The 13,794-nt window shown below is 62.8% G+C and carries 11 protein-coding genes; 7 read left to right on the top strand and 4 right to left on the bottom strand.

The window, feature by feature from the left end; genetic code table 11:
- Nucleotides 1–80 precede the first annotated feature (80 nt).
- From M1B34_RS23320 to M1B34_RS23345, 6 genes are all read left to right on the top strand, one after another.
- On the top strand, nt 81–689 hold the full coding sequence (locus M1B34_RS23320) for a YqiA/YcfP family alpha/beta fold hydrolase (RefSeq protein WP_123329518.1): 609 nt from the start codon (nt 81–83) through the stop codon (nt 687–689).
- Nucleotides 690–734: 45 nt separating this feature from the next.
- On the top strand, nt 735–2,639 hold the full coding sequence (gene parE, locus M1B34_RS23325; protein WP_268262819.1) for a DNA topoisomerase IV subunit B: 1,905 nt from the start codon (nt 735–737) through the stop codon (nt 2,637–2,639).
- The gene (locus tag M1B34_RS23330) at nt 2,639–3,622 is read left to right on the top strand and encodes an esterase-like activity of phytase family protein (RefSeq protein WP_268266334.1); all 984 of its coding nucleotides are present in this window, start codon (nt 2,639–2,641) and stop codon (nt 3,620–3,622) included. The genes parE and M1B34_RS23330 overlap by 1 nt, the downstream gene beginning before the upstream one ends.
- Nucleotides 3,619–4,140, top strand: a complete 522-nt coding sequence (locus M1B34_RS23335; RefSeq protein ID WP_268262817.1) for a retropepsin-like aspartic protease family protein — start codon at nt 3,619–3,621, stop codon at nt 4,138–4,140. Before M1B34_RS23330 ends, M1B34_RS23335 begins: the two co-directional genes overlap by 4 nt.
- Nucleotides 4,141–4,147: 7 nt before the next feature.
- Nucleotides 4,148–6,406: a DNA topoisomerase IV subunit A gene (gene parC, locus M1B34_RS23340; RefSeq protein ID WP_123329526.1), complete on the top strand. Its 2,259-nt coding sequence runs from the start codon at nt 4,148–4,150 to the stop codon at nt 6,404–6,406.
- Nucleotides 6,407–6,585: 179 nt separating this feature from the next.
- Nucleotides 6,586–7,296, top strand: coding sequence for a PqiC family protein (locus tag M1B34_RS23345; protein ID WP_268262816.1), 711 nt, complete (start codon nt 6,586–6,588; stop codon nt 7,294–7,296).
- A gap of 259 nt (nt 7,297–7,555) precedes the next feature.
- Here M1B34_RS23345 and M1B34_RS23350 read toward each other — a convergent pair whose 3' ends face one another.
- Entirely contained in the window at nt 7,556–9,091 is a 1,536-nt protein-coding gene (locus M1B34_RS23350) for an AhpA/YtjB family protein (RefSeq protein WP_268266335.1), read from the bottom strand.
- A 134-nt stretch (nt 9,092–9,225) separates the two neighbouring features.
- On the opposite strand from M1B34_RS23350, the gene serB reads away from it, so the two are divergent.
- A complete protein-coding gene (gene serB, locus M1B34_RS23355) occupies nt 9,226–10,440 on the top strand; it encodes a phosphoserine phosphatase SerB (protein ID WP_268262814.1) in 1,215 nt (404 codons plus the stop codon).
- A gap of 65 nt (nt 10,441–10,505) precedes the next feature.
- Here the strand turns inward: serB and asd are convergent, their stop codons facing one another.
- From asd to M1B34_RS23370, 3 genes are read right to left on the bottom strand one after another with little or no spacing between them, the layout of a single operon-like run.
- Entirely contained in the window at nt 10,506–11,366 is an 861-nt protein-coding gene (gene asd, locus M1B34_RS23360; RefSeq protein ID WP_123329534.1) for an archaetidylserine decarboxylase, read from the bottom strand.
- Nucleotides 11,367–11,382: 16 nt separating this feature from the next.
- Nucleotides 11,383–12,198 carry a thiosulfate sulfurtransferase gene (gene rhdA, locus M1B34_RS23365; RefSeq protein WP_123329536.1) on the bottom strand — a complete coding sequence of 272 codons (816 nt, stop codon included), beginning with the start codon at nt 12,196–12,198 and terminating at the stop codon, nt 11,383–11,385.
- A 43-nt stretch (nt 12,199–12,241) separates the two neighbouring features.
- Nucleotides 12,242–13,780, bottom strand: a complete 1,539-nt coding sequence (locus tag M1B34_RS23370; protein ID WP_268266336.1) for an HDOD domain-containing protein — start codon at nt 13,778–13,780, stop codon at nt 12,242–12,244.
- Between the last annotated feature and the right edge of the window lie 14 nt (nt 13,781–13,794).

The following is a 13,794-nucleotide window of genomic DNA, read 5'->3' on the forward strand; positions in this document are numbered from 1 at the left end:
CTCCGGTATTCTGACCGGGCAAGTCAATCTCTCAGACTCCCTGTAAACTGCGCGCTTTGCTCATCTCACAGGGAGTTCGCATGTCCGGGTCGATCCTTTATATCCACGGTTTCAACAGCGCCCCGGCCTCGCAAAAGGCCTCTCAGCTGAGTGCGGTGATGGACGCCATCGGGCTGGCCGGACAGTTGCGGGTTCCGGCCTTGCATCACCATCCCCGGGAGGCGATCAGCCAGCTGGAGCAGGCGATTGCCGAGCTGGGGCGGCCACTGCTGGTCGGCAGCTCGCTCGGCGGCTACTATGCGACTCACCTTGCCGAGCGCCATGGCCTGAAGGCCTTGTTGATCAACCCTGCGGTGACCCCGCACCGGATGTTCGACGGCTACCTGGGCACGCAAAAGAACCTGTATACCGACGAGACCTGGGAGCTGACCCACGATCACGTGGCAGCCCTGGCGGAGCTGGAAGTGCCAGCGCCGCAGGACCCCCAGCGTTATCAGGTGTGGTTGCAGACGGGTGATGAGACCCTGGACTATCGCAGCGCGCAACGGTATTACCGGGCCTGCGCCTTACGTATTCAGGCCGGCGGCGACCATGGCTTCCAGGGTTTTGCCGGACAATTGCCGGCGATGTTGAGTTTTGCCGGCATTGGCGCCGATCAGTATCAGGCCATCGATTTCACGGCATTGTGAACGCTCGAGCCTTTATTTTCATTGAACGACTAACGACGAGACCCCATGGCCACTCCCAGCGCTAGCTCTTATAACGCAGACGCCATCGAAGTCCTCTCGGGCCTCGACCCGGTGCGCAAACGTCCGGGCATGTACACCGACACCTCTCGGCCGAACCACTTGGCCCAGGAAGTCATCGACAACAGCGTCGACGAAGCCCTGGCCGGCCATGCGAAGTCGATCCAGGTCATCCTGCACGCCGACCATTCCCTGGAAGTGTCCGACGATGGCCGCGGCATGCCCGTGGACATTCACCCGGAAGAGGGCGTGTCCGGGATCGAGCTGATCCTCACCAAGCTCCACGCCGGCGGCAAGTTTTCCAACAAGAACTACCAGTTTTCCGGCGGTTTGCACGGGGTGGGTATTTCCGTGGTCAACGCCTTGTCGAACCAGGTCCGGGTGCGGGTCAAGCGTGACGGCAACGAGTACCAGATGACGTTCGCCGATGGCTACAAGGCCACCGAGCTGGAAGTGATCGGCACCGTGGGCAAGCGCAACACCGGCACCAGCGTGTACTTCGCGCCGGACCCGAAATACTTCGACTCACCGAAATTCTCCGTCAGCCGCCTCAAGCACGTGCTCAAGGCCAAGGCTGTACTGTGCCCGGGGCTGCTGGTCAGCTTCGAAGACAAGTCCAGCGGCGAGAAGGTCGAGTGGCATTACGAAGACGGCCTGCGCTCCTACCTGGTGGACGCGGTCAGCGAATTCGAGCGCCTGCCGAGCGAGCCGTTCTGCGGCAGCCTGGCGGGTAACAAGGAGGCCGTGGACTGGGCCCTGCTGTGGCTGCCTGAAGGCGGCGACAGCGTCCAGGAAAGCTACGTCAACCTGATTCCCACGGCCCAGGGCGGCACCCACGTCAACGGTTTGCGCCAGGGCCTGCTGGATGCGATGCGCGAGTTCTGCGAATTCCGCAACCTGCTGCCACGGGGCCTGAAGCTGGCACCGGAAGACGTCTGGGAGCGTATCGCCTTCGTCCTGTCGATGAAGATGCAAGACGCCCAGTTCTCCGGCCAGACCAAGGAGCGACTGTCGTCCCGTGAGGCCGCGGCCTTCGTTTCCGGCGTGGTCAAGGACGCGTTCAGCCTGTGGCTCAACGCCAACCCTGAGCTGGGCATGCAACTGGCCGAACTGGCCATCAGCAACGCCGGCCGCCGTTTGAAGGCCAGTAAAAAGGTCGAGCGCAAGCGCATTACCCAGGGACCGGCACTGCCGGGCAAACTGGCGGATTGCGCCGGGCAGGACCCGATGCGTTCCGAGCTGTTCCTGGTGGAAGGTGATTCCGCCGGCGGTTCGGCCAAGCAGGCACGGGATAAAGAGTTCCAGGCGATCCTGCCGTTGCGCGGCAAGATCCTCAACACCTGGGAAGTGGACGGCAGCGAAGTCCTGGCCAGCCAGGAAGTGCACAACATTGCCGTGGCCATTGGCGTCGACCCGGGTGCCGAGGACATGAGCCAGCTGCGCTACGGCAAAATCTGCATCCTCGCCGACGCCGACTCCGACGGCCTGCACATCGCCACCTTGCTCTGTGCTTTGTTCGTCCAGCATTTCCGCCCACTGGTGGATGCCGGTCACGTCTATGTCGCCATGCCGCCGCTGTACCGCATCGACCTGGGCAAAGAGATCTACTACGCCCTGGATGACGCCGAGCGTGATGGCATTCTCGACCGCCTGGTGGCCGAGAAGAAACGCGGCAAGCCCCAGGTCACTCGATTCAAAGGCCTGGGCGAAATGAACCCGCCGCAACTGCGCGAGACCACCATGGACCCGAACACTCGGCGCCTGGTGCAGTTGACCCTGGAAGACGTCGAGGCGACCTCGGAAATGATGGACATGCTGCTGGCGAAAAAACGCGCCGGCGACCGCAAGACCTGGCTGGAGTCCAAAGGCAACCTGGCGGAGGTGCTGGCCTGATGTTCAGAGGCTTTGCCCTGGCGTCAGTGCTATTGGCAACCTCGGCGGTGGCCGCGCCATCGCCCGAGCTGCAGTTGCTCGCCGAGCATCCGGTAGAAGGGATGCGCGGTGGCAACCTGTCGGGCCTGGCGCAATGTGGCAAGGACTTGTGGACCGTTTCCGACCGCGATGACGACCAGATTTACCGGCTCGATACTCGTGAGACGGTCTGGCGCGCCCAGGCGGTGCCGGTCGAGGTGCCGCCGGTGCCCGACAGTGGCTTGCCCTGGGGCTTGAGCTCGCGAACCTGGGCGGCGTCCTTTGTGCGTGGCGGCGACCTGGATTTTGAAGGCATTACCTGTGACAAGGCCGGCCATAAGTATGTGGTCAGCGAATCCCATGCGGCGGTGTTGCAGGTGCCGGTGGATGGCCCGGCGCAGTGGCTGAAAATTTCCCCGATCATGGTCCGCGAAGCCCGTGCCAGCGGTATGTTGCTGCACTTCAATGCGTTGTTCGAGGGCCTGGCGGTGAGCCCCGCCGGGGATCGGATCTGGCTGGCGGCCGAGCGCGAACGTCGAGGGTTGTTGCTGATCAAGCGTCAGCAGACGGTCTGGGATTGCGACGGCGGCTGTGTGCTGCTCAGCGAGGCCGGTTCGGAAATGCAGCCTGCGCAAATGCCCAAGGCCAAGGCCGTGTCCCGGGATTTTGCCGACCTCGCGTTGTTCGAGGGCAAGCTGTTCACCCTGGAACGCAACGCCTATGAAGTCTGTCGCCGGGATGCACAGACCGCCAAGGTCGAGCGTTGCTGGTCGTTTGCCGCCGAGGCGCTCCAGGAGCAACGGCGTTATCCGCAGCCCTACGGGCTGGCCGAAGCGCTGGTGGTGGATGCAACCGGGGCCTGGATCGGCCTGGACAACAACAATGGTGCCCGCGCCGATGGCGAAGTACGGCCGATTGTCTGGCGTTTTGCTGCTCCTGAGGGTGGTTGGAGTGCCAAACCATGAGCCAACAACCCGGTAAAAGGGCAGGGCGGGTCATGTTGATCATGGCCTGGGCCGCTGGGCTGTTTCTGGCCACGCGATTTTTTGGCGAGTGGGAGCAGCGTCAGGAAAATCCTAACGCTGTCGTGACTTCGCAACATCATGGGGATTACATCGAGGTGAAGCTGGTGGGCAACGGCCAGGGGCACTTCGTCGCCAGCGGCCAGATCAATGGCCAGCCGGCGGATTTCATGCTCGATACTGGCGCCACCGACGTCGCGATCCCGACGGACCTGGCCGAGCGCCTGGGCCTGGAGCGAGGCGCCCCGGTGACCCTGAGCACGGCCAATGGCCGCACCGAAGGCTACCGGACCCGTCTTGAGCGCCTGCAGTTGGGTGAGATCGTCCTGCGGGATGTACGCGCCCTGGTGGTCCCCGGACTGGGCGGCGAGCAGGTGCTGATGGGCATGAGCGCATTGAAACAACTTGAATTTACCCAGCGTGGTGGCACCTTGCTGCTGCGCCAGACAACGAACCGATGAGGCCCGCATGAGCGACTCCCTTGATCTCAGCCTGGATGGCGTAGAACGCCGATCACTGGCTGACTTCACCGAAAATGCCTACCTCAACTACTCCATGTACGTGATCATGGACCGTGCGCTGCCACATATCGGCGACGGCCTGAAGCCGGTACAGCGGCGTATTGTCTACGCCATGAGTGAGCTGGGGCTGGACGCTGACTCCAAGCACAAGAAATCTGCCCGTACCGTGGGTGACGTGCTCGGTAAATTCCACCCCCACGGCGACTCGGCCTGCTACGAAGCCATGGTGCTGATGGCCCAGCCGTTCAGCTATCGCTACACCTTGGTGGATGGCCAGGGTAACTGGGGGGCGCCGGACGATCCCAAGTCCTTCGCGGCCATGCGTTACACCGAAGCGCGTCTATCCCGCTATTCCGAGGTGCTGCTCAGCGAACTGGGCCAGGGCACCGCGGACTGGGGCCCGAACTTCGATGGCACCTTGCAGGAGCCGTTGGTCCTGCCGGCGCGCTTGCCGAATATCCTGCTCAACGGCACCACCGGCATCGCCGTGGGCATGGCCACGGACGTACCGCCGCACAACCTGCGGGAAGTGGCGACCGCCTGCGTACGCTTGCTGGATGAGCCCAAGGCCACGGTCGAGCAGCTCTGTGAGCATATCCAGGGCCCGGACTACCCGACTGAAGCGGAAATCATCACGCCCCGCGCCGATCTGCTGAAAATGTACGAAACCGGCAAGGGCTCGGTGCGCATGCGCGCCGTGTACCGCATTGAAGACGGCGACATCATTGTCACCGCGCTGCCCCATCAGGTATCCGGCGCCAAGGTGCTGGAGCAGATCGCCGCGCAGATGCAGGCCAAGAAGCTGCCGATGGTGGCTGACCTGCGTGACGAGTCGGACCACGAGAACCCTTGCCGGATTGTGATTATCCCGAGCAGCAACCGGGTCGACCACGAAGCGCTGATGCAGCATTTGTTCGCCAGCACCGAGCTGGAGTCCACTTATCGGGTGAACGTCAACATCATCGGCCTGGACGGCAAGCCGCAGTTGAAGAACCTGCGCACCTTGCTGGTGGAGTGGCTGGAGTTCCGGGTCAATACCGTGCGCCGTCGCCTGCAGTTCCGCCTCGATAAGGTCGAGCGGCGCCTGCACCTGTTGGACGGTTTGCTGATTGCCTACCTCAATCTGGATGAAGTGATCCACATCATCCGGACCGCCGAGCACCCGAAGGCCGAGTTAATTGCGCGCTTCCAGCTCAGCGAGATCCAGGCCGACTACATTCTCGACACTCGCTTGCGCCAGTTGGCCCGTCTGGAAGAGATGAAGCTGCGGGACGAGCAGGATGAATTGCTGAAAGAACAGGCCAAGTTGCAGGCCCTGCTGGGCAGCGAAGCCAAGCTCAAGAAGCTGGTGCGCACCGAGCTGCTGAAAGATGCCGAGACCTACGGCGATGACCGTCGCTCGCCGATCGTGGAGCGCAGTGAAGCCAAGGCGCTGACCGAAACCGAGCTGCTGCCGAACGAGAAAGTGACCGTCGTTCTGTCGGAAAAGGGCTGGGTACGTTCGGCCAAGGGGCATGATATCGATGCCACCGGGCTTTCCTACAAAGCCGGGGATGGCTTCAAGACCTCGGCCATGGGGCGCTCCAACCAGTTCGCGGTGTTTATCGACTCCACTGGCCGCAGCTATTCGGTGGCAGCCCATACCTTGCCTTCGGCCCGTGGCCAGGGCGAACCCCTGACCGGGCGCCTGACGCCGCCGCCAGGGGCAACCTTCGAATGCGTGCTGCTGCCTGAAGATGAGGCGCTGTACGTGATCGCCTCCGACGCCGGCTATGGGTTCGTGGTCAAGGGTGAAGACTTGCAGGCCAAGAACAAGGCAGGCAAGGCCCTGTTGAGCCTGCCCAACAATGCCAAGGTGCTGGCGCCGCGGCCGGTGGCCGATCGTGAGCAGAACTGGTTGGCTTCGGTGACCACTGAAGGGCGCTTGCTGATCTTCAAGATCAGCGACCTGCCGCAATTGGGTAAAGGCAAAGGCAACAAGATCATCGGCATTCCCGGTGAGCGTGTGGCCAGCCGTGAGGAGTATGTGACGGATGTCGCGGTGCTGCCGGATGGCGCGACCCTGGTGCTGCAGGCCGGTAAACGGACCCTGTCGCTCAAGGCCGACGACCTGGAGCACTACAAGGGTGAGCGCGGCCGCCGTGGTAACAAACTGCCACGTGGCTTCCAGCGCGTAGATGCGTTGTTGGTAGAAAATCTCAACTAATGCGGGCTAGAGCGCTCGATCTGCGATTTAACCGGTAGATCGACGCTACAACGCTGGAGTCGGGGCGCATATTCACGGATGATATGCGCTTTCAAGCGCCGGCGTGGCCGAGCGTTATTCAGGGTTTTTTTGAGTATTTACACTGTGGCTAGCCTTGTGGCCGCCACCTGGATGGGATGATGACTGCTCTGCGCCTTCCACTTGTTTTTTTGCTCGCTGGCGTTCTTGGCCTGGCGGGTTGCAGCGTACACCAGCCGGTGTCGCTGTATCAGCTGGACAGCGGAAGTCCAGCTCAACCGGCTAACGCCGGGATGTCGGTCCTCTTGGGGCCGGTGCTGATTGCTGATTATCTGCAACGCGAAACCCTGTTGCAGCGCCAAGATGATGGCAGCCTGCAAGCCTCGACCGACGGTCGTTGGGCAGGCAGCTTGTCGTCGGACATCGACCAGTTGCTGCTGCGTCAGGTCGCGGGCCATCTGGACAGTCAGCGAGTGGTGCTGTCTCCGGCCACCAATGGCTTCACCCCGGATGTGCAGGTCTTGCTGTCGATCACTCGCCTGGATTCGGGCAAGTCGCAGCCGGCGATCCTGGATGCCCAATGGCGCTTGATCGACCGCCGTGGCCAGGTGCGTGACAACCGTATTGTCCATCTGCAAGAACAGCATGCGGGCACTACGGCGTCTCAGGTCCAGGCCCAGGGGGTGTTGCTGCAGCGCCTGGCCGAACAATTGTCCGGTGCGCTGAGGCCGCTGGCCAATCAGCCGGCCATCGTAGATGTTCCACGTAAATCGGCGCCCGCTCCGGCCGCCAAGCCAGTGGAGCAGAGCAAGCAGCCGAAGATCCCCATGGCCACGCCGATCCGCACGGATATGGAAGTGTTCAGGTTCTGATGTGACCTGCCTCAAGACAAAGCCCGCCTAGCCGCGGGCTTTGTTGTTTCTGGAGGTTGATGGGGGCGTTATCGCTGGCAAGCCAGCTCCTACAGAACGGCCAATCGTGCGGAACCTGTAGGAGCCGGCTTGCCGGCGATGGGGCAGGCAAGCCTTGTGCAAGGTTCAGGGCCTCATTGATATGGGCATGGCCTGACAAAGCCCCTCCGTCAGACACAAAAAAGCCCGCGCTAGGCGGGCTTCTTCGGGGTGGCAAGCGTTACAGCTTGGCCCGGGTCTCGTGCATCCGCGCCAGCTGGCGCTCTAGCATCGATGGATAGGGTTCCATCAGGCGCTCCACGCAGCAGGCCCCTTCCGGGCTGGCGATGGGGCGGATCCGCGCGCGTTGGCGAATCAGTGCGTCGTCGTTGATCTTGCGCTCCACCAGCAGCAGGTTGCGGCTGTGTTGGGACAAGGCCAGGGCATCCTGGGCGGTTTCGGTCAGCAGCAGGTCGATCTGGCTCAGGCCGAACAATTCGTCACCGAGGGTCAGGCCCAGTTGCAGTTGCAGGGTGATGCCGCTGTCGGCGACTTCGATCTGCAGCGCATGGCCCAGGGCGCGCAACAGCTCGCCGCAGCAAATGGCGTTGGTCAGGTAGTCATCGCCGCTGTCTTCGCTGTGGAACAGCATCAGGGTGCTGCCGTCGTTCAGGGTGTGCAGTTCGCTCTGATACAGCAACGCTGCCTGGTCCAGGCAATCACGATAGCGCTCCAGCAACTCCGTCAGGCGGGCGCGGGGCAGGCGTCGCAGTTGTTCCTGGGCGCCCAGTTGCACGGCCAGTACCGCACTGTGTTGCGGTTGCTGGGGCACTACCGGCTTGGGCAGCGGCTTGGGGGCAGCGGCGCTTGAATGATCCCGCAGGTCGGCGAACGGGTCTTCTTCGTCCAGTTCGTCTTCTTCGGCGCTGACCAGATGCCGTGGCGCCGGCTTGAGCCCGGCCACCGGGGCGCTTTCATCAAAGCTCGGGTCGCGCAGGTTGCGCACCTCAAAGGCCGGTTCGGCGTCTTCGGCAGTGTCGTAATCGCTGTCGTCGTAGTCGGGCTCGGGTTCCGGTTCTGGCTTTTCCGGCACCAGGCGGGCGTGCAGCTGGCGCGCCAGATCGCCGATCTCGTCTTGGCGCTGGGTGGCCGGGGTGTGTTCGTCCAGGTCTCGCAGCCAGACCCGCAACTGCATCAGGGGTGTGGAGATATGCCGCCCCAGGCGCAGGCTCAAGGCCAGGGCCAGGGCCAGCAGAATGGCGCTGAGAATGCCCATGCTTTGCAGGCTGATGGTCATCGGCTGCTGGAACTGGGCCATGTCCAGGCTGATCCGCAGGTTGCCGGCGGTCACGTCCTGGAAGGTGATCTTGGTCTGGTAGACGCCTTCGGTTTCGCCCAGCAGGCTGCTTTTCGGGCGCTGCCCGGCTTCGGCGAGGATCCGGTTGTCGACGCTATAGATGGCCGCATGGGCCACCAGCGGGTTCTTGGTCAGGTTGTTGAGCAGCACGTTGAGGCTGAGGATGTCGTTGGACACCAGCAGCTCGGTGGCCGAGGTTGCGGTCTGGGTAGTCAGGCTCTGACCCAGGGCGTCGGCTTGTTCGTGCATCGCCTGCTTGAATTGCAGGCCCATCACGCAGGCATAGATTACCAGGGCCAGGGCGACCAGGATCACGTTATGGCTGGCAATGCGTAATGCAATCGGTACACGGCGGTGGCGCAGTGCACGGAAGATCAGCAGAAAGAAGTTATCGGGTTTGACTGGCGTAGGCCGGTTCACTGAGCTCGGCTCTTTTGTCCGTGAAGTTGACGCGCAGTATAGCGACAGGCCCTAGACCGGCAAAGCGCTGGCTGTGCCCGATGGTCAGCGAAAGTAGGTAGAATGCGGTTTTTTTCCACCTGCGGGGGTGCGCCTTGCGCGAAATTGTCCTGATAAACATCACCGGTGTTGACCGTCCCGGTCTGACGGCGGCCATTACCGGTGTTCTGGCCCAGGGTGGTGTGAACATTCTCGACATTGGTCAGGCGGTGATCCACGACACCCTGTCGTTCGGCATCCTGGTTGAAATTCCGAGCAACGAGCAAAGCTCGTCGGTGCTCAAGGACATCCTGTTCACGGCCTACAAGCTGGATCAGCAGGTGCGTTTCACGCCGGTGTCCGAGGCGGATTACCAGCAATGGGTCGGCGGCCAGGGCAAGAAGCGCCATATCGTCACCCTGCTGACCCGTAAAGTGACCGCTGAACAGTTGCAGCGGGTCAGCTCGATCACGGCCAAGTACGGCCTGAACATCGACCATATCGATCGCTTGTCCGGGCGTATGCCGCTGGACACGCCGGCGGACAAGGGCAAGGGCTGCATCGAGTTTTCCGTGCGTGGCGAGGCGGCCGACCCGCAAGCGCTGCGCGCCGAGTTCCTCAGCGTGGCTCAGGAACTGAACGTCGACATCGCCTTCCAGGAAGACTCGCTGTTCCGTCGCAATCGACGCCTGGCCGTGTTCGACATGGACTCGACGCTGATCGAGGCCGAAGTCATCGATGAATTGGCCAAGGCGGCCGGCGTGGGCGATCGCGTAGCGGAAATCACGGAGCGGGCCATGGCCGGCGAACTGGATTTTCGCGCCAGCTTCAAGGAGCGTCTGGCCTTGCTCAAGGGTCTGGACGTGAATGTGCTGGACTCCATCGGCGCTTCGCTGCGCTTGACCGAAGGGGCTGAAACCCTGTTCGCCGAGCTCAAGCGCCTGGGCTACAAGACCGCGATTCTGTCTGGCGGCTTCACCTACTTCGCCAAACAGTTGCAAGCCAAGCTGGGCATCGACTATGTGTTCGCCAACGAGCTGGAAGTGGTGGATGGCAAGGTCACTGGCGTGGCCATCGAGCCGATTGTCGACGCACAGCGCAAGGCCGATTTGCTGCGTGAGCTGGCGCACAAGGAAGGCTTGCGCCTGGAGCAAACCATTGCCGTCGGTGATGGCGCCAACGATTTGCCGATGCTGGCGATTGCCGGTTTGGGTGTGGCGTTCCGCGCCAAGCCGCTGGTGAAGCAATCGGCGAAACAGGCGATTTCCACCTTGGGCCTGGACGGTGTGCTGTACCTGCTGGGCTTCCGTGATCGCGACGGCCAGTTGTGATCTAAAGCCCCCGCCAAAAAAAACGCCGCTGAATCAGCGGCGTTTTTTTATACCCGGTAAAAGCCTCAGGCCTTGGCCAGGCCCAGGCCTTGACCCATTTGCACGGGGGAGCCGGCCACCAGGCCTTCAGCCCACTGCACTTGTTCTGGGCCGAACAGCACGATGGCGGTGGAGCCCAGCTTGAAGCGGCCCAGTTCGGCGCCTTTCTCCAGGTGGATCGGCGCGCGAGCTGCTTCGTCGTAGCGCACGGTTTTCAGTTCACGCTTGGGCGGCGTCACCAAGCCGGCCCAGACAGTTTCGATCGAGGCCACGATCATCGCGCCTACCAGCACCACGGCCATCGGGCCACGTTCGGTGTCGAACAGGCACACCACGCGCTCGTTGCGGGCGAACAGTTCCGGAACGTTTTCCGCGGTGGTCTGGTTGACCGAGAAAATCCGCCCCGGCACGTAGACCATCTCGCGCAAGGTCCCGGCCAGCGGCATGTGCACGCGGTGGTAGTCCTTGGGCGACAGGTAGATGGTGGCGAAATCACCGCCCATGAAAGGCGCCGCCATTGCGGCGTCGCCACCGAGCAGCTCCAGCACGCTGAAGCTGTGGCCCTTGGCCTGGAATACCCGGCCGTGCTCGATCGGGCCCAGTTGGCTGACGGCACCGTCGGCCGGGCTGAGGATCGCGCCTGGGGTGGAGTCCAGCGGGCGTGCGCCGTCTTTCAGGGCGCGGGTGAAGAAGGCGTTGAAGTGCTCGTAGGCCGTCAGGTCTTCCACCAGGGCCTGTGACATATCCACCTGGTAGCGCTTGGCGAACCATGCGGTGAAGGCATTCTTGAACCAGCGCACGCGGCACTCGGCAATGCAGCCGGCCAGGCGCGACAGCAGGTGATGAGGCAGCAGGTACTGGCTGAGGATAAACAAACGCTTTTTCATTAACTGTCCTTAAACCTTAAATCTCTACGGGCGTGTCGGGATGATTGCCCCATTCGCCCCAGGAACCGGCGTAGCCCTTGACTCGCGGGTAACCCAGCGCCTTGGCCACCAGGTAGGTGAAGCCGGAGCGGTGGTGAGTCTGGCAGTGGGTGATGACTTCTTTGTCTTGGGTGATGCCGAGCTTTTCCAGGATCTGCGGCATGTCGCGGCGGATGCGCAGGTGGCGCGCCTGGTCCATGCCGGCCGTCCATTCGAAATTGATGGCGCCGGGAATGTGCCCGGCCTTGGCAGCCAGCACCTTCTCGCCGGTGTACTCCAGCGGCCCGCGGGCGTCCCAGATCGCCAGGTCGGCGGCGCCGAGGCGGCTTTGCAGGTATTCACGCGTGGCCGTGGGCTCGTCGTGCAGGGTCAGGGAGACGGGGCCGCCAGCGGGGGCGGGCACCTCGGTGGACACCGGCAGGCTTTCCGCCAGCCAGGCCAGCAGGCCGCCATCCACATAGTGGTAGTGGCGATGGCCTATCACATCCAGCAACCAGATGAAGCGACCGGCCCAGCCGCCGCCTTCGTCGTCATAAACCACGTAGACCGCGTCGGGGTTGTGCCCCAGTTCGCCGAACAGGGCTTCGAGGGCGGCCTGTGGCGGCATCAGGCCCGGTGCCGGGGCCTGGCCAAGCTGGGTGCGTTTGGGGTCGACAAAGCGGGCGCCGGGAATGTGCCCGGTGGCGTAGCGTGCGGCGCTGGTCAGGTCGACCAGAATCAGTTCGCGGGCGTCGAGACGAGCGAGCAAGTCGCTCGGCTCAATGACCAGCGGCAAGCCAGAGAAGTCAGACATGTGAGGTCTCCAGGGCACAAAAGGGGGGATTGTAGCGCAAGCGTCACGAGCTGCGGTTGGTAAAGCTGTGCAGGGCTTTTTCGATGCATTGCGCCGTTTTGCCGAAGGCCTGGACGGTGATTTCCGAGAACGGGCCGCCACCCTGGTCAGCCACCACCAGCATGATCACTCGGCCGTTGTTGCTCAATGAACGCAGCAACAGGTGATCGCCACGGAACAGCCGGCGCAACTGGCCCGGCAGCAGGGCGGAGAACTGTGCGTCGTTTTCGGGGGTGATGCGCACTTGGGCGGATTTCTCCAGCAGGCGCTGCAGCACGCTGCTTTGGCTGGCTTGGAGGGTCAGGTTGGCTGACTCTGCCGGCAAACCGGCAATCTGCTGGACCCTCAGGGCACTGTGTTCGCGATCCGCCATCAGCAACATCACCCGCCGCATGCCACTGGCCAACAGGGCGTCGCGGGCGGCGGTGGTGAGGTGAATGGCGTTGGTGAAGCGGCTGGGCTCGAGCAGCAATTGCGCACAGTGGCGACGCCACTTGGCCAGGTCTTCGGCGGTTGGCGCATGCGCGGGCAGCATATTGTCCGGCAGCCGGCGGCTGTCCCAGGGCCAGAGCAGCGCCTGGGCCGGGTGCCAGAGGTCGGGCATCGTGTCGTTACGCGCGCTTTGCACGGCCTGCTGGTGCAACTGCTGTTGCAGTTGGTCGATCGGCATCTGTAGATACAGTGCGGTCAGGGACTGCCAGCGCTGGTTGTGCGGGGTGTTCCAGGCTTGTTGCGCGGAGAGTGCCATGCCGTTGGCCAGGAGCACGCTGTTGGCCGGCTGATTCAGCCAGCGGCGCAGGTTCGGATCGGCGTCCAGGCGTTGTTGCTGACGCAGCGGGTTATCGCTGTCGCGGGCGATGTGCAGGACTTTGACCAGCAGCTTTTGTTCGCTGGTCAGCAGGCGATAACCCTGTTGTACCCAGATCGGCAGGTGCCACACGTGTACCAGCGCCTGGCAGATGTCCAGCAGCGGCACGCCGAACAGTTCCAGTTCAACCTTGTGTGCCGACTCACCCTTGTAGATCACCCGCTGCTCCCATTCCTCCAGAAGCTTGGGGGCGCTCAGGGCCAGGGGCCACAGCGGCGAGAGAAACAGCAGGCTGCCCCAGTGGATGTCCTGCCAGAGTCGGGCCAGGCGCGCGGCGAAGAAACCATTGGCTTGTTGGGTGGCATGTTGGCTGATCAACTGCAGTTGACGCAGGGGTTGAGGGATCTGGGCTTCGGGCAGGGTCGGCAGTTGCGCCAGCAGCTCTTCGGTGCGCTTGAGGCCCAGGCGGTTGACGGCAATTTCCAGGTTTTCCGCCGGTTCACTCATGCTGCCGTGGGTGTGGGCGTTGGCTTCACGAATCACGCTCAAGGCCAATGCCGGACTGTTCTGCATCAGGTCGGCAATTTCCCGCAAGGAGCTGCGGTTGTTGGCAATGGCTTTGCATACTCGATCATGGCTGGCTTGCGGCACGGGCAAGCGCACGGCATTCAGGCGCTTGACCCAGGCATCAAGTGTGCGGGGCGTTGGATGTGGGACTGTCGTTTCATTAGACATGGTTGGACACAATC

It is taken from the genome of Pseudomonas morbosilactucae (assembly GCF_023241715.1).
Classification (GTDB): domain Bacteria; phylum Pseudomonadota; class Gammaproteobacteria; order Pseudomonadales; family Pseudomonadaceae; genus Aquipseudomonas; species Aquipseudomonas morbosilactucae.

What these genes read in the sequence shown, in the direction of transcription:
- M1B34_RS23320 (WP_123329518.1), top strand. Translation starts at nt 81, where the DNA reads ATGTCCGGGTCGATCCTTTATATCCACGGTTTCAACAGCGCCCCGGCC.
- parE (WP_268262819.1), top strand. Translation starts at nt 735, where the DNA reads ATGGCCACTCCCAGCGCTAGCTCTTATAACGCAGACGCCATCGAAGTC.
- M1B34_RS23330 (WP_268266334.1), top strand. Translation starts at nt 2,639, where the DNA reads ATGTTCAGAGGCTTTGCCCTGGCGTCAGTGCTATTGGCAACCTCGGCG.
- M1B34_RS23335 (WP_268262817.1), top strand. Translation starts at nt 3,619, where the DNA reads ATGAGCCAACAACCCGGTAAAAGGGCAGGGCGGGTCATGTTGATCATG.
- parC (WP_123329526.1), top strand. Translation starts at nt 4,148, where the DNA reads ATGAGCGACTCCCTTGATCTCAGCCTGGATGGCGTAGAACGCCGATCA.
- M1B34_RS23345 (WP_268262816.1), top strand. Translation starts at nt 6,586, where the DNA reads ATGACTGCTCTGCGCCTTCCACTTGTTTTTTTGCTCGCTGGCGTTCTT.
- asd (WP_123329534.1), bottom strand. Translation starts at nt 11,366, where the DNA reads ATGAAAAAGCGTTTGTTTATCCTCAGCCAGTACCTGCTGCCTCATCAC.
- rhdA (WP_123329536.1), bottom strand. Translation starts at nt 12,198, where the DNA reads ATGTCTGACTTCTCTGGCTTGCCGCTGGTCATTGAGCCGAGCGACTTG.
- M1B34_RS23370 (WP_268266336.1), bottom strand. Translation starts at nt 13,780, where the DNA reads ATGTCTAATGAAACGACAGTCCCACATCCAACGCCCCGCACACTTGAT.